Source organism: Planococcus sp. APC 3906 (assembly GCF_030407685.1).
GTDB classification, from domain to species: Bacteria; Bacillota; Bacilli; order Bacillales_A; family Planococcaceae; genus Planococcus; species Planococcus koreensis.
Genome location: NZ_JASDCW010000006.1, coordinates 1 through 17881, shown reverse-complemented (window position 1 = coordinate 17881; position 17881 = coordinate 1). Strand labels below are relative to the sequence as shown.

Genomic DNA, 17881 nt, shown 5'->3' with positions numbered 1-17881 from the left:
TATAACCATAGACGAAAGGAGTCAATATTCATATAATTTAGACTAAGTTAGTGGAAGCGCTTTCGGAAGGGGGATTTGATGAAGATCATAATAGCTCCGGATTCATTTAAAGGGAGTTTGACGGCGGTCGAAGCGGCACAGGCAATCGACAAAGGCATCAAGAAAGCCTTTGCGGGTGCCGAAACCGTGCTGCTGCCGATCGGAGACGGCGGTGAAGGGACCATGGAAACGTTGGTCGCGGCAACCGGCGGCAGGATACAGAAAGTTACAGTGACCGGACCGCTGCAAGATCAGGTCGAAGCGGCGTATGGCGTATTGGGCGACGGCAAGACCTGTGTTGTCGAAATGGCTTCGGCGTCAGGCCTTCACCTCGTGCCGGAAGGGCAATTGTCGCCGCTGACAGCGACGACATACGGCACCGGCGAATTGATCCGCAGCGCGCTTGATGCCGGCTTCACGTCATTCATCATCGGACTTGGGGGTTCGGCGACCAATGACGGCGGCGCCGGAATGCTGCAGGCACTTGGCATGCGCTTATTGGACGCTGATGGCCGGGACATCGGTTTCGGCGGGGGCGCATTGAACAAAGTTGAGGCGATCGACCTTGCTTCTTTTGACAAACGCATCTCCCGAAGCCAGTTCACCATCGCCTCGGATGTCCAGAATCCCATGATCGGACCCGAAGGCGCATCGCATGTGTTCGGGCCGCAAAAAGGCGCATCACCGGAAGTGGTCGAAACGCTTGATTGTTACATGGCGCATTGGGCTGACCAGATCTACAAAAAGACCGGCACGTCGCTTCACGGACAGCCGGGCGCAGGCGCAGCAGGCGGCATCGGAGGTGCTTTCCAAGCATTCTTTCCGAGCAAGATGAAGCGCGGCGTTGATGTAGTATTGGATTATATCGGCTTGAACGAAGAATTGGAAAATACGGACCTCGTCCTTACCGGCGAAGGCCAAGTGGATAGCCAGACGACCTTCGGCAAAACGCCGATGGGGGTTGCGGAACGTGCAAAAGACCAAGGGGTGCCAACGATCATCATCGCGGGTTCGGTCGGAAAAGGCGCAGAAGCGCTGCATGATTTTGGTGTCGTCAGCATTCACAGCATCGTCAACGGCCCGATGACGCTGAAACAGGCGATCGAAGGGGCCGCAGAATTGATTGAAAATGCAGCAGAACAGATTGTTCGGGCTTATTTTCACCAAAGCGTTACACAACAGGGGAGGTTATTGGTATGAGAATAAAAGATACGATTGAGAAAGTACCGGGCGGCTTGATGATTGTACCGTTATTGCTTGGCGCGACACTGAACACGATTGACCAGCTTCATTTGCCTTTTGTGCAAACCATTTTGAAAGCGCTTGGCGCTGCACCTACGGATGATGGCTTTTACGAGTTTCTGCGCATCGGTGGATTCTCCCAGGAATTATTCAAAGACGGCGCGCTCGTGCTGATCGCGTTGTTCCTGTTCTCGATCGGCAGCCAGATGAACATGAAAGTCGGTGCCAAGGCACTGAAAAAAGGTGCCATTTTAACGGGCTCCAAATACCTTGGCGGTGTTGTCATCGGGGTGGCATTCGGATTCTTCTTTGATCCGTGGCACGGCCTTCTCGGCCTCTCGACACTGGCCATCATTGCCGGCATGACAAACAGCAACGGCGGCTTATATGCAGCTTTGACCGGACAATACGGCAACCGTTCGGACGTCGGCGGCTTATCGATCCTGTCGCTTAATGACGGCCCGTTCTTCACCTTAGTGGCGCTTGGCCTGATGGGAACTGCTTTCCCGGTCATCTCCTTTATCGCGGTTCTTTTGCCGCTTGCAATCGGCATGATTTTAGGGAATCTGGATCCGAAAATCCGCGAATTCCTGAAGCCGGGCGAAACGCTGCCGATCCCATTCTTCGCATTCGCGCTGGGAGCGGGCATGAACTTAGCCAACTTCTTTAATCCGGAAGTACTTGCCGGCGGACTTGCACTTGCGTTCTTGACGTTTTTCGTCACTGCCGGACTTGGCATCCTGGCATTCAAGATTTTCAAAGAGAAAAGCTTTATCGCACCAATCGCGGAATCGTCGACGGCAGGGAATGCTGCGGCCACTCCTGCGGCCATCCTGGCAGCTGCGGCAGTAGCGGTAAGTTCAGGGGCGATGTCAGCGGCGGAATACGCGCAGCTTGAAAGCATCGTTCCGATTGCGACGGCCCAAATTTCCATTTCGACGATCACCACTGCATTGCTGTGCCCGCTCGGGGTTATCCTGATGGACAGATACCAGCGCAAACGGGGCATCGACGGTACGCTTGACGAAGTTGATTCTGACCGCAAGAAAACCAAAACCAAAGAAGTCACAGAACTTTAAGCATAGAATTATCCCCCTATTTTCCGATAGGGGGATAACGTGTTATCTGCACCTGCACCAAATCTGACGAAAAGTGAGGGTTTCCCATGAAAACAGAGTTGCTTTACGGAAAAGCCGGGCTGGTCCTGGATCTGCCCGACCATGCATTCATCATCGAACCGAAAAACCTGCCGAAAATGGAAGACCATAAAGAAGCGATCCGCCAGGCGCTGCGCAATCCCATCAACTCCCAGCCGCTGCGCGAGTCGGTGAAAGCGACCGATACGGTGTCGATCGTCATTTCCGACATCACGCGGCCGACGCCGAACCATATTCTGGTGCCGGCATTGATTGAAGAATTGAACCACGTGCCGCTTGAGAACTTCGTCGTCATCAACGGAACGGGCACGCATCGCGACCAGACCCGTGAAGAATTCGTCGGTATGCTCGGCGAATGGGTGGTCGATAATATCCGCATCGTCAATAACCATTGCCACGACAAAGAAACGCTTGTCAAGGTCGGCCACAGCCGCTTCGGCTGCGATGTCTACCTCAACAAGGATTATGTCGAATCGGATTTTAAAATCGTCACCGGGTTTATTGAACCCCATTTCTTTGCGGGCTTCTCCGGCGGACCGAAAGGCATGATGCCCGGCATCGCCGGCATCGAAACGATCATGACGTTCCATAACGCCCGGATGATCGGCGACCCGCTCGCGACGTGGGGCAATATGGTCAACAACCCCGTACAGGACATGACACGCGAGATCAACGGCATGTGCAAACCGGATTTCATGCTCAACGTGACATTGAACCGGGAGAAAGACATCACGGCCATTTTTGCCGGCGAGCTTTACGAAGCGCACGACCAGGGCTGTGCGTTTGCCAAAGAGCATGCCATGCTGCGCTGCGACGAGCGTTTTGACGTCGTCATCGCATCCAATTCAGGCTACCCGCTCGACCAGAACCTGTACCAGGCGGTCAAAGGCATGAGTGCGGCCCATAAAATCGTCAAAGAAGGCGGTTCGATCATCATCGCGTCCGAATGTTCGGACGGGCTGCCGGACCATGGCAATTACAAGGGAATCTTCGGCATGGCAAATTCGCCGCAAGAACTGCTTGATATGATCAATAATCCGGAATTCAAAGTGTTCGACCAGTGGCAAGTGCAGAAGCAGGCCGTCATCCAGGTATGGGCGGACGTCTTCGTCTACTCGAAGCTGACCGACGAACAAGTGGAAAGCGCGATGCTCAAGCCGACCCATAATATCGAAGCGACCATCGAAGAACTGAAGAAGAAATACGGCGAGGACATGACGATTGCAGTCCTGCCGCTCGGCCCGTTGACGATTCCATATGTAGAAGAACAAGCATTGGTACAAAAATAAACCCACAAAGGAGCAATTCCCTATGACTTTAACGACTGAAAAAAACCACAAACTCGGTGACATTCTTTCCGGCATGAACCGCGTCATCGTTGCCTTCTCAGGCGGCGTCGACAGCACATTGGTGCTGAAGCGCGCGCAGCAGGTACTTGGAACGGACAACGTCCTCGCTGTTGTCGTCGGTTCGGAACTATTCCGCAAAGAAGAATTCACAGGAGCGGTCAAATTGGCAGAAGACATGGGCGCGAACGTGCTGAAAACCGAAATCAAGGAACTCGAAGACGAAGGCGTGGCGGCGAATACGCCGGAAAGCTGGTATTTCAGCAAGAAATTACTATACGGCCACTTGAATGAGCTGGCGAATGAATTGGGCTATGACCATGTCCTCGACGGCATGATCATGGATGACCTGGACGATTTCCGCCCAGGCCTGCGCGCCCGCACAGAAGCCGGCGCCCGCAGCGTGCTGCAGGAAGCAGACCTGTACAAGCGCGAAGTGCGTGAATTGTCGAAAGAGCTTGGCCTGCCGGTTTGGGACAAGCCTGCATCGTGCAGCCTGTCTTCCCGCATTCCATACGGCGAACGCCTCGACAAAGAAAAAATCCGCCAAGTCGACGAAGCGGAGAAATTCATCGCGAAACTCGGCATCGAAATGGTGCGCGTGCGCCATCACGGCAACACGGCACGCATTGAAGTGGCGCCTGCTGACATGGCGAAATTGGTCGGATTCCGTGACCGAATCCTGTTGAAACTGACAACGCTCGGCTTCCAGTACATCTCGATCGACCTTCGCGGCTACCGCACCGGCAGCATGAACGAAGTATTGACCGAAGAAGAAATGGCCGATAAAGTAAATTGATAAACAAATAACAGGCGGACCCGGTCTTTTCAGACGGGTTCGTTTCTTTGCAAGACGGACAGCATTCTGGAATAAAGGCCAAGCGCTTTTATTGCCAAGACTAAGACAGCAGGTGAGCACATGGAGAACTTTGAAGACTTGGGATTCAGCAAAGTGGATTACGCCCGCGAAGAGCGGCAGGGCTTTCCGGAAGTCATTTACGGCGAAGGAAAAGCAGTTGAACACATCGAACCGATCATGGGCAAGCTGATCGAACGCCACGGCAAAGTTATGGTGACGCGGGTTGCCAAGGAAAAAGCGGAAATTTTGCTGGAACGCTTTCCGGAAGCGGTGTATGACAGCACATCGCGCATCTTGCTTTACGGCAAGCCGGTGCTGAATTTCGGCGGTGAAGTGATGGTGCTTGCTGCCGGCACGTCTGATCTGTTCGTAGCGGAAGAAGCGGCAATCACCGCTGAGTGGATGGGCTGCAAAGTGAGCCGGCTCTATGACGTCGGCGTTGCCGGCATCGACCGCCTGCTCGCGTACCGCGACGACATCACGAAAGCGAGCGTCCTTATCGTTGTCGCCGGCATGGAAGGCGCTTTGGCGAGCGTTGTCGGCGGGCTCGTGCAGCGCCCGGTCATTGCCGTCCCGACATCGGTCGGCTACGGCACGCATTTCGAAGGCATCACGCCGCTGCTCGCCATGATGAGCTCGTGCGCATCCGGCATGAGCGTCGTCAACATCGACAATGGCTTCGGCGCAGCTTACCAAGCCGCCATGATCATGAAACTAGTGTCTGAGGGGGTCCACCATGAAACTTCTGTATCTTGATTGCCAATCCGGCATTTCCGGCGATATGACGCTGTCGGCGTTGATCGACCTGGGCGCCGACATCCATTACATCAGCGAACACTTGAAAAAAATGCCGCTCGATCCGTTCACGCTCGACGTCAAACAAGTCGACAAGCGCGGCATTTCGGCAAAGCTATTGGATCTGCAGTTCCAGGATGCAGGCGAAGCGGCGCACAGCCATTCCCACGACCATCCGCACGAACACAGCCATTCACACAGCGAAGCGCATAGCCACTCCCATACGCACGATGACGGACATGCACATTCCCATGGCGAAACCCATAGCCACTCACATTCACATAGCCATTCCCATGATCACGATCATAGCCACGACCACGATCATGGCCATGAACATGCACATGACGACGGCCACCATTCGCATTCCCACCGCAAAGCGTCGACGATCCTCGGAATGATCGCGGACAGCGAGCTGCCGGATCGCGTCAAAAAGCGCAGCCTGGCGGTATTCGAAGTCATCGCGCAAGCCGAAGGCAAAATCCATGGCATGGACCCGGCAGAAGTGCATTTCCATGAAGTCGGCGCGATGGATTCCATCATCGACATCATCGGCGTGTGCCTGGCGCTCGAGAGCCTCGGCGTCGACCGCATCGTGTCGTCGCCTGTACCGACCGGCCACGGCAAAATCATGATCGCCCACGGCTTGTATCCGATTCCGGCACCGGCCACGGCGGAAATCCTGAAAGGCGTTCCGCTCGCTGACTTCCACGTCCGCGGCGAGCTGACCACACCGACCGGAGCGGCGTTCCTGAAAGCCCTTGCGGACGACTACGGCCATTTGCCGGCCCTCGCCATCGAGAACATCGGCTACGGCGCGGGCAAAAAGAATTTCGAACATCCGAACGTCATCCGTGCGGTGCTGTTCAATGAAGAAACGGTCGCTGTGCGCGAGAACATCACGGTACTTGAATGCCAGCTTGACGACTCGACAGGCGAAACGCTAGGCTACGTCATGGAGAAGCTGCTCGACGCCGGCGCACTCGACGTCTATTACACGCCGGTCGCCATGAAGAAAAGCCGTCCCGGCACACTCATCACCGTTCTTGCGAAGCCGCATCACGCTTTCGTACTGGAAGACATCCTGCTGCGCGAGACGAGCACATTCGGCGTCCGCAAAGCCGATTGGACGCGGCGCATCCTCGACCGCGAATTCAAGACCGTCGACACCCCTTACGGCAGCATCACCGTCAAAGTGGGAAGCCTGGACGGCGAAATCATCAAAGTGTCGCCGGAGTTCGAAGAAGTGAAAACCGCCGCAGCCGCACACAACGTGCCATTGCGCGATGTTTTCCAGGAAGTCCAGCAAGTGGCAGGCCTATTGACAAAAGTCTAAAGAAGATATGAGGTCATCATTGTGGAACAACTCAGCTTATTGTCCGTCTTAACCATCGGATTTCTGCTCGGCATCAAGCACGCGCTCGAGCCGGATCACATTATCGGCGTGTCGACGATCGCGAGCCAAAGCAAGAAACTCTGGAAGTCGTCGCTCGTCGGCGTGTTCTGGGGCATCGGCCACACCAGCACGCTTTTCGTCGTCGGCATGCTGCTGATCGTCCTGAAAATCAGCATCTCCGACAAATGGGCGATGAGCCTTGAGTTTCTCGTCGGCATCATGCTCGTCTATTTCGGCGTCACGGCGATGGCGTCGCACCGGAAAAACAGCCGTCACGATACACAAGCAGCCAGCGCGGACGGCAAATTTTCCTATCGCAAGCCGCTGGTCATGGGCTTTATCCACGGCCTTGCCGGCAGCGCAGCAATCATCTTGCTGACACTCGGCACCGTCGACAGCGTTTGGCAGGGAGCGGCCTATATCCTGGTCTTCGGGCTCGGCACCATCGTCAGCATGCTGTTCTTCAACACCGTCATCGGCATCCCATTTGTCATGAGCAAAAACAAGCGCAGCATCAACAAACCGCTCATCCAGTTTGCCGGCCTGCTCAGTGCCGCGTTCGGGCTGTATTATATGTACAATCTGGGGGTCAATGAAGGGCTGTTCAAGCTGTGGATTTGAAAACGAAGAATGGAAAAGGGCTTTCGCATTAGGCGGAAGCCCTTTTTGCATGCGCAATTTGGAAATAAAGGAATAAACTGATTACGAAAACGGTATAATAAAGGATAAGACTAAGAATGGCACAGCCATCTGTACTGGAGGAAATCCCGCATGAACAAAAAAGAACTGACACACGCCATCTCACATAAAACACGATTATCCAAAGATCAATCCGCGAAAGCGTTGAACGAAATCCTGTCAGCGCTCACGGCCGCGCTGGCAAAAGGCGAAGAAGTGAAGATCAACGACTTCGGCGCGTTCCAAGTTACGTCAAAAGGCGAGCGCAAAGGCCGCAACCCGCAAACCGGCGAAGCCATCACCATCGCTTCATCGAAAGCGCCGCAATTCAAAGCCGCAAAAGTCCTGAAAGACATCGTCAACCAGCGCGACTTTATCGAAAACTTCGTGTCTGCCGGTAAGGTAACGGAACAGGAAGCGGAGATGCTGCGGTTCGTCGTGGCCGAAAGCCGCAAAGCGAAAGAAGCGAGCGCCCATCCCGACGAGCTGGTGATTGTCGAAACGCAGAAAATCGCCGACGCCGTAGGTTTGGACTTCCGGGAAGCGGAAATCATCGCAAACCGCTTGATCAGCAAGCGAATTTTGAATACGGAAGTGTATACGAGCCAAATTGACAGTGTGTTTTTGAGAGGGAATTACCGAAAGTATTTATAGAAGCCGCAACGAAAGAATTCTATATAGAAACGTACGAATGCCGAAGGGGGAAAAGGAATGTCAGAATTGCAGGGAGTCATACCGGTCTTGCGCAATATGAAAGACTTTGAGCGCTTGCTGAAAAGTCGCCATCACTACATTATTTTTCTAGAAGTGCGTTTGTCTCAATTACAAGCACTGGTGCGCGCTGCCAAACAGGCTGATAAAAAAGTGATTCTTCATGCCGATTTGATCCAAGGGCTGAAGACTGATTCCTATGGATTTGAATTTCTAATCAGGGAAATTAAACCCGATGGAATCATTTCCACACGCAGCAATGTTATTACGCTGGCGAAGAAAAACAAGTTGCTGACCATTCAGCGGCTATTTCTGCTCGATAGCCAAGCGCTGGAAAACAACATTAAGCTGATCAACCAAGTCAAACCGGATTATATTGAAATTTTGCCCGGTATCATTCCTTCAATTATTGAAGAAGTCCATGAGAAAACCGGTATCCCGATTATTGCCGGGGGATTGATCCGCACAGCAGAAGACATTCACCTTGCTTACGGTGGTGGGGCGAAAGCGGTCTCAACATCCCAATTGGAGTTGTGGGATTTATAAGAGCTTGACAACAAACGGAGCAAATTAGCAGACAAAAACCGATTCAAGTGATAGGATAAAAGCAGTAGGAAATGAATGAAATACCCCAAAAGTTAATATTACAGGCCGGAGACTTTGAGAGACCAAGCCAGTTCTGCAGAAGAAATTCTGCAACTGTGCTGTGGTCTCTCTTTTTTTGGATAAACGGGGGACTTAGAGATGAATAACGGATTTGACTTTGCGAAAGAGGAGAGGGTTATTGATGAAGTTTTCAAGTTTGAAACGCAGTGAAATGATTGATGCAATGAAATACGCAACGCTGGATTTACTGGTTATTGGCGGCGGGATTACAGGCGCTGGAATCGCACTTGATGCAAGCAATCGAGGGATGAAGATAGGGGTTATCGAAATGCAGGATTTCGCAGCTGGCACGAGCAGCCGCTCGACAAAATTGGTGCACGGCGGCTTGCGCTACCTCAAACAGTTTGAAGTGAAAATGGTCGCAGAAGTCGGCAAGGAACGCGAAATTGTCTATGAAAATGGACCTCACGTGACGACGCCGGAATGGATGCTCTTGCCGTTTTACAAAGGGGGCACGTTCGGTCCGTTCAGCACGAGCATCGGCTTGCGTGTGTATGATTTCTTGGCAGGTGTAAAACGATCAGAACGCAGGAAAATGTTGAGCCGTGAAGAAACCTTGGAACGCGAACCTTTATTGAAAAAAGAAGGCTTAAAAGGCGGTGGCTATTACGTTGAATACAAAACGGATGATGCACGCCTGACACTCGAAGTGATGAAAAAAGCGGTCGAAAAAGGAGCACTGGCGTTAAATTACGCAAAAGTCATCGATTTTATCTACGAAGGAACGAAAGCGATCGGCGTCCGTGTGGAAGATCAGATAACTGGCGAAACGTTTGAACTCTATGCGAAAAAAATTGTTAATGCTGCGGGACCTTGGGTTGACACATTAAGAGAAAAAGACCATTCAAAAAAAGGGAAATTCCTGCAGCTGACAAAAGGGATCCATCTTGTATTCGACGGCGTCCGGTTCCCGATGAAGCAGGCTGTGTACTTTGATATGCCAGACGGCCGCATGGCATTTGCCATTCCGCGTGAAGGCAAAGTATACGTCGGGACGACGGATACGGTATACAAAGCGGATATTGCGCACCCGACGATGACCGTGGCTGACCGCGATTACGTATTACGCGCAGTCGATTTCATGTTCCCGGAAGTGGGGATCACAAAAGAAGACATCGAATCGAGCTGGGCAGGACTTCGTCCGCTCATCTCCGAAGAAGGAAAAGACCCTTCTGAAATCTCGCGCAAAGATGAAATCTTCATCTCGGATTCACAATTGATCTCAATTGCGGGAGGCAAACTGACCGGCTACCGCAAAATGGGCGAAAGCATCGTCGACCTGGTCACCGAGCAATTAAAAAGAGAAGAAGGCGCGAGCTTCCCGAAAAAATCGACAAAACATTTGCCGGTTTCTGGTGGGGAAGTTAACGGATCAAAAGGATTCACAGAATTCCGCGCTGACCGCGAACAACAAGCAATGGAGCTTGGGCTGAATAAGGCAACGGCACAAATGCTGACAGGACGTTACGGCTCGAACGTCGATCATGTGCTTGGCATGTTTATAGAGCGGCGCAACGAAGCGCAGCAAGCTGGATTGGATCCGCTCGTGTTTGCGATGCTGCACTACGCGATGGAGTCGGAGTCGGCGTACAAACCAGTTGATTTCTTTGTTCGGCGCACCGGTGCATTATTATTCGACATTGAATTTGTTCACACATTCAAAGACAGTGTCACTGCACATATGGCGGAAACGTTCAACTGGACCCAAGAACAAATGCAAACGTACACAAGTGAATTAGACCGACTTTTGCATGAAGCGACGCATCCGATGCAACAAGGGTAAAGCGCATAGCATGAAGGAAAGAAGCAGCCGAAAAAAATTCGGCTGCTTCTTTCTGTATGTCAATATTCAGACAGAAACTTGACAGCGCTTTCTTAAAAGTATATTTTTAAGGTAACAAGTTAAGAGCTGTGTCGGAGAATGCGAGATTCGCACAACAATGAGGACTTCTATTTAAGAAGGCTTTCATTCGTTGTGTGAATTTTTTTTTTTTTTTTTGCTTAAAAAGTGCAGTTCTTGGTTTTATTAAAAAAGGAGTGTTTGGCGATGTCGGAATTCTTAGCAGAAGTAGTAGGCACGATGATTCTGATTATTTTCGGAAGCGGTGTAGTAGCGGGAGTCGTCTTGAAAGATTCGAAGGCGGAAGACAGCGGATGGGTCGTCGTTACAATTGCCTGGGGTCTTGCTGTTGCGATGGGCGTTTACGCGGTCGGCGGTATTTCAGGAGCTCATCTCAATCCGGCAGTAACGTTAGGGTTTGCATCCGTCGGGGAATTCCCCTGGGCGAAAGTGCCAATGTACATACTTGCCCAAGTGCTGGGCGGCATGATCGGAGCGGTTATCGTTTTCTTGAATTACTTGCCGCATTGGAGAAGAACGGAAGACAAAGGCGCAAAACTTGCCGTTTTCTCGACGGGACCGGCAGTACACAGCCCATTCTCAAACTTGGTAAGTGAAATTATTGGGACAGCGGTTCTAGTGATGGGCTTGTTGTTCATCGGCGCGAACGAATTTACAGATGGCTTGAACCCATTAATCGTAGGTGCATTAATCATTGCCATCGGGATGTCGCTTGGTGGTACAACGGGTTACGCGATCAACCCTGCGCGTGATCTGGGTCCTCGCATTGCGCACGCATTGTTGCCGATTCCGGGCAAAGGCAGTTCCGACTGGAGCTATTCATGGGTGCCGATTGCCGGACCGATTCTCGGTGGTATTTACGGTGCGGTTTTCTACAAAGCGCTATTCACAGGGGATTATACAATCCTGTTTTGGGGAATGAGTGCTGTTGTGGTGTTGATTTTAGTTGGCGCTGCGAACGCTGAATTGAAAAAAGAATACACAATGGCAAACAAAATTAAAGATACAATGGTAGACGATAAGTAAATGAACAATACGAAAATGAGATAACCCACTTGAGGAGGAAACTGAAAATGACAAAAGATTATATTTTGGCAATCGACCAAGGAACAACAAGTTCACGTGCGGTGTTATTTAACCACAAAGGGGAAATTGTAGAAACGGCGCAGCAGGAATTCGAGCAATTTTTCCCGAAACCGGGTTGGGTAGAACATGACGCCAACGAAATCTGGACTTCTGTATTAGCTTGTATGGCAGGCGTCTTACGGAAATCGGATATCAGCCCGGGTCAAATTGCGGGAATCGGCATCACGAACCAACGCGAAACGACGGTTGTATGGGACCGCACTACCGGAAAACCGATTCACAAAGCGATTGTCTGGCAGTCGCGCCAAACCGATGATATCTGCAAAGAGTTGAAAGAAGCAGGGCACGAAGAAACGTTCCGCGACAAAACCGGTCTTTTAATCGATGCGTATTTTTCTGGAACAAAAGTCAAGTGGATCTTGGACAACGTTGAAGGGGCTCGCGAAAAAGCAGAGAATGGCGATTTGATGTTCGGCACTATCGACACATGGCTTGTCTACCGTCTAACAGGCGGTAAAAAGCACATTACCGATTACAGCAACGCTTCGCGCACACTCATGTACAATATTTACGATTTGGAATGGGACCAGGAATTATTGGATATTCTGACTGTGCCGAAAAGCATGATGCCGGAAGTTCGCCAATCGTCGGAAATCTACGGCAATACCGTCAGCTATCATTTCTTCGGCCATGAAGTGCCGATTGCCGGCATGGCCGGGGATCAGCAAGCTGCCTTATTCGGACAAGCCTGTTTCGATAAAGGGATGGCGAAAAATACATACGGCACAGGTTGCTTCATGTTGATGAACACGGGAGAAAAAGGCATTAAATCCGAGCACGGCTTGTTGACGACGCTCGCATGGGGTGTAGACGGCAAAGTGGAATACGCGCTTGAAGGCAGTATTTTCGTTGCCGGGTCCGCCATTCAATGGCTGCGGGACGGCTTGAAGCTTGTCGATAACGCATCTGACACGGAAAGCTATGCGACATCGATCGAGTCGACAGAAGGCGTTTACATGGTACCGGCCTTTGTCGGCCTCGGCACACCATATTGGGACACCGATGCACGCGGAGCGGTATTCGGGTTAACGCGTGGTACGACGAAAGCGCATTTTATCCGCGCAACGCTTGAATCACTCGCGTACCAGACAAAAGATGTCGTCGATGTCATGACCGAAGATTCCGGCATTGAACTGAAAACCTTACGCGTTGACGGCGGCGCCGTGTCCAATAACTTCCTCATGCAATTCCAAAGCGATTTGCTGAACGTTTCTGTGGAACGCCCAGTCATTTTGGAGACGACGGCATTGGGCGCAGCCTATTTGGCGGGACTGGCTGTCGGCTTCTGGGAAAGCAAAGAACAAATCGCCCAGCTCTTGCAAATCGACCAAAACTTCGATCCGAAAATGCCATCCGAGCAAAGCGAAGAGCTTTACGAGGGTTGGCAAAAAGCAGTTGAAGCAACACGCGTGTTTAAGCGTGAAGGGAAAACAGCACCGCAGGAATAAAGAGATTCTATAAAATAAACGGCCTGACCATCTGCAGAGTTGAATCTGTGGGTGGTTGGGTCTTTTTTGTATTCAACAAAAAAGCAAGGGTATGAATGAAATGAATATAGATATTTTTACCTATTAAAGACTATACAACAACAGCCGATAATACCTGTATAAAACAAATAGGAATACTTTATTTTTCTAGTATAAAAGTAATGAAATATAATGATAATTTTAATTTTTTAAAATAGTAAGTGAAGATATCGTTACCAGGAGGCTGCTTATGTTTATATTCAAAAGAAAACCATCATTAACTGAATACGATATGGTGGAACTCAAAGATATCGTTGCGAGAACGGTGGAGCTGGCACTTGAATCCAACGAGGAAACGATTCATTTTCTTAAGCAATACGATTTGATTTTAATTCTTTCTTGGGAATTCGATTACATGGAATGTTCGATCTACCAGTATTCCACTTTTGAAATTTCAAAAAATGGATCCAGCCGCTTCAAAAACCTTTCCCTTTATATGGAGAAACGGGATTTGATCAGAAAAGATGACACAGTCATATACATAGACGATGAGAACATAAAAAACCTGTCAAAACGAAATCTTCTCGCATTTTATAGTTTAAGTGAATTGATCAATATTTTTGATGTTGAAGTGCATGCAAACAATTTATATAAATGCATATGGTGACGGCTTTTTTTCTCGTTTTTATCAGCGCATTCATTAGGTGGAAATTTCAATAGAAAGGAGTGCATCGCCATGAAACAAATAGCTGACAAGGTTTTTGGGGACTTGATCGAGCTGGATGCACCTATGGATAATGAGTTTTACCAGGAGCTGTTCGAAGTAACCGTGCAAAACGCACCTGTGAGCATGTATGTATTAAAGGAGAATTCCTACTCTTTTATCAATAAGCATTTTTGCGAACTTCTCGGATATGCGGAAGCGGAGCTCCTTCATGGGGAAATCGCTTTAACAGACTTGGTCCATCCAGATGATATCGGCCTCATGAAGGAGTGTTTGAGCAGAAAAATAGAAGGTCAAAAGAGGCACGATCAACATCGCTTCCGAATCTTCAAAAAAAATCGGGAAATGATTGTAGCCGAGGTGTATGCAAAAAGCATGGTCCGAAATGGTGAAACGTTTTTAGTGGGTTCAGTCGTTGATGTAACTGCAGAAGTTCAGGCAATGGCACAAGTGAAGGAAAATCAGGAACGGTTCAAATCGTTGTTTGATAATAATCCGGACGCTGTGTACACGTTTGACCTAGACGGCAATTTTATCGATGCCAATCCGGCCTGTGAACGGTTGACAGGATGTTCTGCTTTGGAGCTGTTCGAAATGGCGTTCATGCCGCTGGTCGTGCCGGAGGATTTGCCGAAAACGCTCCATCATTTTGAGAAAGCGGTGCGCGGGGAAACCGTTACATATGAAATCTTCATCACGCGAAAAGACGGACAGCAAAGAGCTGTGGAGATTTCCAATTTCCCGATGAAGCTCAATGGGGAAATTATCGGGGTTTATGGCGTAGCGGTGGATATTACCGAACGCAATGAAAATAAAAAATTGATGCAAGACCTGATTTACTTTGACTCCTTGACCAAACTTCCCAACCGAAAGCTATTCGAAGACCGGTTAAGCCAAGTCTTTCAGATTTCACAGCTCCATGACCATAAGGTGGCTGTGCTGTTTCTCGGCTTGGACCGCTTTAAATTCATCAACGACTCATTGGGCCATAATAGGGGAGATGAGTTCCTGAAGGCCGTTGCACAGCGCTTGGAAGCAACGGTAGGGGAAGCGGATACTGTCGCGAGGGTGGCAGGAGATGAATTTGCCATCCTATTGCCGAATGCGAAAGAAGAAGAGGTTTGCCTGTTAGCAGCAAAACTCAACGAAGTGATGTCCCAGCCGTTCCATGTCTTGGACCATTCGCTATCGATTTCCTGCAGCATCGGCATCGCATTCAGCGGCGGTGCAGAAGAGACAGTGGAAAAGTTGATCAGAAAGTCCGACGCGGCGATGTACTTCACGAAAAAGTACGGCAAAAACAATTACACGGTCTACTCAGACGAACTGGATCAACAAACGTCATACAAGCTGATCCTTGAAAAGGACTTGAAGAAAGCGGTCCGGAAGCAAGAACTGGAGCTGCATTACCAGCCCATCACGAACCTGAAAACGGGGGAGCTAAGTGCCGTGGAAGCATTGATTCGCTGGAATCATCCAACGCTTGGCCAAGTGTCGCCTGATGATTTTATTCCGATTTCAGAAGAAACCGGAGAGATTATCTCAATCGGGAAATGGGTCTTGCAGACAGCTTGTGCGCAAATCAAAGAATGGCAGGAAAAGGGCTATCCGCCTTTTGAAATCTGCGTCAACACCTCCACGATCCAATTGCAGCATCCCAGCTTTGTCCAAACCGTCAAAGATGCGCTGGATGAAACGGGACTCGATGCCAAATGGCTCGAACTGGAAGTGACCGAAAGCATCTTGATGGAAGATACGAAAATCCTGAAACAAAATTTATTGGATTTAAAGAAATTGGGCGTCTCTATCTCGATTGATGATTTCGGCACTGGTTTTACATCCCTCAACTACTTGCAGCAATACTCGTTTGACCGCGTTAAAATTGACCGCAGTTTCGTGTCAGACATCACCGAAGAGTTGAAAGGCAAAGCGATCACCTCCACCATCATCTCCCTGGCCCATCAATTGAACATGAGTGTGATTGCCGAAGGCATCGAGAATGAAGAGCAGCTGGCCTATTTGATCCAGGAAAACTGCGATGAAGGCCAAGGCTATTATTTCAGCCGCCCCGTTCCGGCAGACGAATTGGGCTTGTCTTTGGTGGGGAAGAAGTTTTGCTGATGGGATAGGCGTGAAGGCGAAGCGATGAGTGTTAACCCAGTGAGCCAGTATAGTGCAAAACATCATTTATAAAAATGAAAAGGGCTTTCCAAATAGCTTGGAAAGCCCTTTTCCTATTCAATTGATTAGAAGTAACCCGTTCTCGTATCGACAAGTTAAGGTAAAGAGACAGCCTTCTTTTTAGCCTGCAATTCCTTTACCCATTTTGCGTACTTCCGATTATCCGGTTCCCAACTGAATATTGCAGGTGACCAGATGAATTAAGCCACTTGTGCCAAGTTCTGAGCCAGTTAATGCAGAAAAATGAACCATGCTTTGCGGAACAGCGAACCGCTGATAACAAGATTAATCGTAATGAAATGAAAAAGAACTACCTAGCACGTGCTTTTATTTTTAAAAATATTCCAATTATTAAAAGTTGCACCGCTACATCCCTTTGGATATGATGTTTAAAGGAATCTTTTTATGCTTATTGTTACTACATGTTATCATGTGAATATTTTCACATGAATAATGAGCGAAAATTATTATTACATACCATTTGAATTGCAGAAAATTTTTCAGTTTTTCAAGTATGATATTAGTAGAATTGAATTAGCTAAATGGATTTCAACTAGGTCAATAAAAGTTGAATTAGCAAAGAGATAGTAAAGGTGATGAATAGTGAATAATACAAACGAAAATGTAAATCAAAAAGTAAAATTAGAGGATGTTGCTAGTGAAGCTGGTGTTTCCAAGACAACTGTTTCAAGAGTGCTAAATAATCGGGGTTACATAAGCGAAAAGACAAGAAAGAAAGTTTTTGAAGCGGTAGAACTGTTACATTATCATCCAAATGAAATAGCAAGGTCACTTTTTATCAATAAGACGTTTATCATTGGCCTTATTTTCCCGACTACAAATAATCCCTTTTATGGACAATTGATTTTTCATTTAGAGAATATCTGTGAATCCTTGGGCTATAAAGTATTATTGTGCAACAGTGAAGGCCGTGAAGATAAAGAGAAGAGTTACTTGGAAATGCTGCAAAGACACCAAGTAGATGGGATTATAGCAGGATCTCATAACAGAGGGATTGTAGGATATAACAACCGACATCTTCCATTGGTAGGCATTGACCGGTATTTATCTGAAAATACTCCTGTTGTATCCAGTGATAATTATGATGGTGGGAAAAAGGCTACTCAATTGTTAATAGATAAAGGTTGTAAAAAAATTATTCATATTAACGGTTCTCCTTCTTTGGAAACTCCTGCAAATTTTAGAAGAGAGGCGTATGAAGATGTAATGAGAGAAAATCAATATGATTCTCTTAGTTATATAATGGGAGAAAATATTATAGAAACTATTTTTGATGAGAACCCAAATATGGATGGTATTTTTGCCAGTGATGATCTTATCGCAGCAAGTGTGATAAAAGAAGCAAAGAGAAGGAACATAAGTATACCTGGTGATTTGAAAGTGATCGGCTATGATGGTTCAGAAATAACCAGAATGCTGCTGCCGGAACTAAGTACGATTCAGCAGCCAGTAAAGGAAATTGCAGATTTAGCCGTTCAATTATTACTGAAACAAATTAATGGTGAAATAGTTTCGGAAATTGAATGGAAGCTGCCAGTACAGTTGATTGAAAGTGAAACAACATAAAAAAAATGATTAGTCAATATTTAAAATTTT

General features: G+C 48.7%; 15 protein-coding genes. All 15 read left to right on the top strand.

What is annotated here, in order from left to right:
* Positions 1 to 78: 78 nt before the first annotated feature.
* Positions 79 to 1239 (top strand): glycerate kinase, encoded by a 1161-nt coding sequence (locus tag QMA09_RS05260; RefSeq protein WP_290212308.1) that lies wholly within the window; start codon positions 79 to 81, stop codon positions 1237 to 1239.
* Complete coding sequence (locus tag QMA09_RS05255) at positions 1236 to 2360, top strand: 2-keto-3-deoxygluconate permease (protein ID WP_290212307.1); 1125 nt, start codon at positions 1236 to 1238, stop codon at positions 2358 to 2360. The genes QMA09_RS05260 and QMA09_RS05255 overlap by 4 nt, the downstream gene beginning before the upstream one ends.
* Positions 2361 to 2446: 86 nt before the next feature.
* Positions 2447 to 3727 carry a nickel-dependent lactate racemase gene (gene larA, locus QMA09_RS05250; RefSeq protein WP_290212306.1) on the top strand — a complete coding sequence of 427 codons (1281 nt, stop codon included), beginning with the start codon at positions 2447 to 2449 and terminating at the stop codon, positions 3725 to 3727.
* A gap of 22 nt (positions 3728 to 3749) precedes the next feature.
* The gene (larE, locus tag QMA09_RS05245) at positions 3750 to 4583 is read left to right on the top strand and encodes an ATP-dependent sacrificial sulfur transferase LarE (RefSeq protein ID WP_290212305.1); all 834 of its coding nucleotides are present in this window, start codon (positions 3750 to 3752) and stop codon (positions 4581 to 4583) included.
* A 120-nt stretch (positions 4584 to 4703) separates the two neighbouring features.
* Entirely contained in the window at positions 4704 to 5399 is a 696-nt protein-coding gene (gene larB, locus QMA09_RS05240; RefSeq protein WP_135501993.1) for a nickel pincer cofactor biosynthesis protein LarB, read from the top strand.
* The gene (gene larC / locus QMA09_RS05235; protein WP_290212304.1) at positions 5380 to 6771 is read left to right on the top strand and encodes a nickel pincer cofactor biosynthesis protein LarC; all 1392 of its coding nucleotides are present in this window, start codon (positions 5380 to 5382) and stop codon (positions 6769 to 6771) included. Before larB ends, larC begins: the two co-directional genes overlap by 20 nt.
* A gap of 21 nt (positions 6772 to 6792) precedes the next feature.
* The gene (locus QMA09_RS05230) at positions 6793 to 7452 is read left to right on the top strand and encodes a HoxN/HupN/NixA family nickel/cobalt transporter (protein WP_290212303.1); all 660 of its coding nucleotides are present in this window, start codon (positions 6793 to 6795) and stop codon (positions 7450 to 7452) included.
* Positions 7453 to 7602: 150 nt separating this feature from the next.
* Positions 7603 to 8163 carry an HU family DNA-binding protein gene (locus tag QMA09_RS05225; RefSeq protein ID WP_290212302.1) on the top strand — a complete coding sequence of 187 codons (561 nt, stop codon included), beginning with the start codon at positions 7603 to 7605 and terminating at the stop codon, positions 8161 to 8163.
* 57 nt (positions 8164 to 8220) lie between these two features.
* Positions 8221 to 8766, top strand: coding sequence for a glycerol-3-phosphate responsive antiterminator (locus QMA09_RS05220; RefSeq protein WP_290212301.1), 546 nt, complete (start codon positions 8221 to 8223; stop codon positions 8764 to 8766).
* A gap of 241 nt (positions 8767 to 9007) precedes the next feature.
* Positions 9008 to 10669: a glycerol-3-phosphate dehydrogenase/oxidase gene (locus QMA09_RS05215; RefSeq protein ID WP_290212300.1), complete on the top strand. Its 1662-nt coding sequence runs from the start codon at positions 9008 to 9010 to the stop codon at positions 10667 to 10669.
* A 264-nt stretch (positions 10670 to 10933) separates the two neighbouring features.
* Complete coding sequence (locus tag QMA09_RS05210) at positions 10934 to 11773, top strand: MIP/aquaporin family protein (protein WP_290212299.1); 840 nt, start codon at positions 10934 to 10936, stop codon at positions 11771 to 11773.
* Positions 11774 to 11820: 47 nt separating this feature from the next.
* Complete coding sequence (gene glpK / locus QMA09_RS05205) at positions 11821 to 13341, top strand: glycerol kinase GlpK (protein WP_290212298.1); 1521 nt, start codon at positions 11821 to 11823, stop codon at positions 13339 to 13341.
* Positions 13342 to 13609: 268 nt separating this feature from the next.
* On the top strand, positions 13610 to 14026 hold the full coding sequence (locus tag QMA09_RS05200) for a hypothetical protein (protein ID WP_290212297.1): 417 nt from the start codon (positions 13610 to 13612) through the stop codon (positions 14024 to 14026).
* Positions 14027 to 14095: 69 nt separating this feature from the next.
* Positions 14096 to 16204 (top strand): sensor domain-containing protein, encoded by a 2109-nt coding sequence (locus QMA09_RS05195; protein WP_290212296.1) that lies wholly within the window; start codon positions 14096 to 14098, stop codon positions 16202 to 16204.
* Between the two features lie 663 nt (positions 16205 to 16867).
* Positions 16868 to 17851 carry a LacI family DNA-binding transcriptional regulator gene (locus tag QMA09_RS05190; protein WP_290212295.1) on the top strand — a complete coding sequence of 328 codons (984 nt, stop codon included), beginning with the start codon at positions 16868 to 16870 and terminating at the stop codon, positions 17849 to 17851.
* Positions 17852 to 17881 lie beyond the last annotated feature (30 nt).

Coding starts and splice junctions, on each gene's coding strand:
- QMA09_RS05260 (WP_290212308.1), top strand. CDS start 79: ATGAAGATCATAATAGCTCCGGATTCATTTAAAGGGAGTTTGACGGCG.
- QMA09_RS05255 (WP_290212307.1), top strand. CDS start 1,236: ATGAGAATAAAAGATACGATTGAGAAAGTACCGGGCGGCTTGATGATT.
- larA (WP_290212306.1), top strand. CDS start 2,447: ATGAAAACAGAGTTGCTTTACGGAAAAGCCGGGCTGGTCCTGGATCTG.
- larE (WP_290212305.1), top strand. CDS start 3,750: ATGACTTTAACGACTGAAAAAAACCACAAACTCGGTGACATTCTTTCC.
- larB (WP_135501993.1), top strand. CDS start 4,704: ATGGAGAACTTTGAAGACTTGGGATTCAGCAAAGTGGATTACGCCCGC.
- larC (WP_290212304.1), top strand. CDS start 5,380: ATGAAACTTCTGTATCTTGATTGCCAATCCGGCATTTCCGGCGATATG.
- QMA09_RS05225 (WP_290212302.1), top strand. CDS start 7,603: ATGAACAAAAAAGAACTGACACACGCCATCTCACATAAAACACGATTA.
- QMA09_RS05220 (WP_290212301.1), top strand. CDS start 8,221: ATGTCAGAATTGCAGGGAGTCATACCGGTCTTGCGCAATATGAAAGAC.
- QMA09_RS05215 (WP_290212300.1), top strand. CDS start 9,008: ATGAAGTTTTCAAGTTTGAAACGCAGTGAAATGATTGATGCAATGAAA.
- QMA09_RS05210 (WP_290212299.1), top strand. CDS start 10,934: ATGTCGGAATTCTTAGCAGAAGTAGTAGGCACGATGATTCTGATTATT.
- glpK (WP_290212298.1), top strand. CDS start 11,821: ATGACAAAAGATTATATTTTGGCAATCGACCAAGGAACAACAAGTTCA.
- QMA09_RS05200 (WP_290212297.1), top strand. CDS start 13,610: ATGTTTATATTCAAAAGAAAACCATCATTAACTGAATACGATATGGTG.
- QMA09_RS05195 (WP_290212296.1), top strand. CDS start 14,096: ATGAAACAAATAGCTGACAAGGTTTTTGGGGACTTGATCGAGCTGGAT.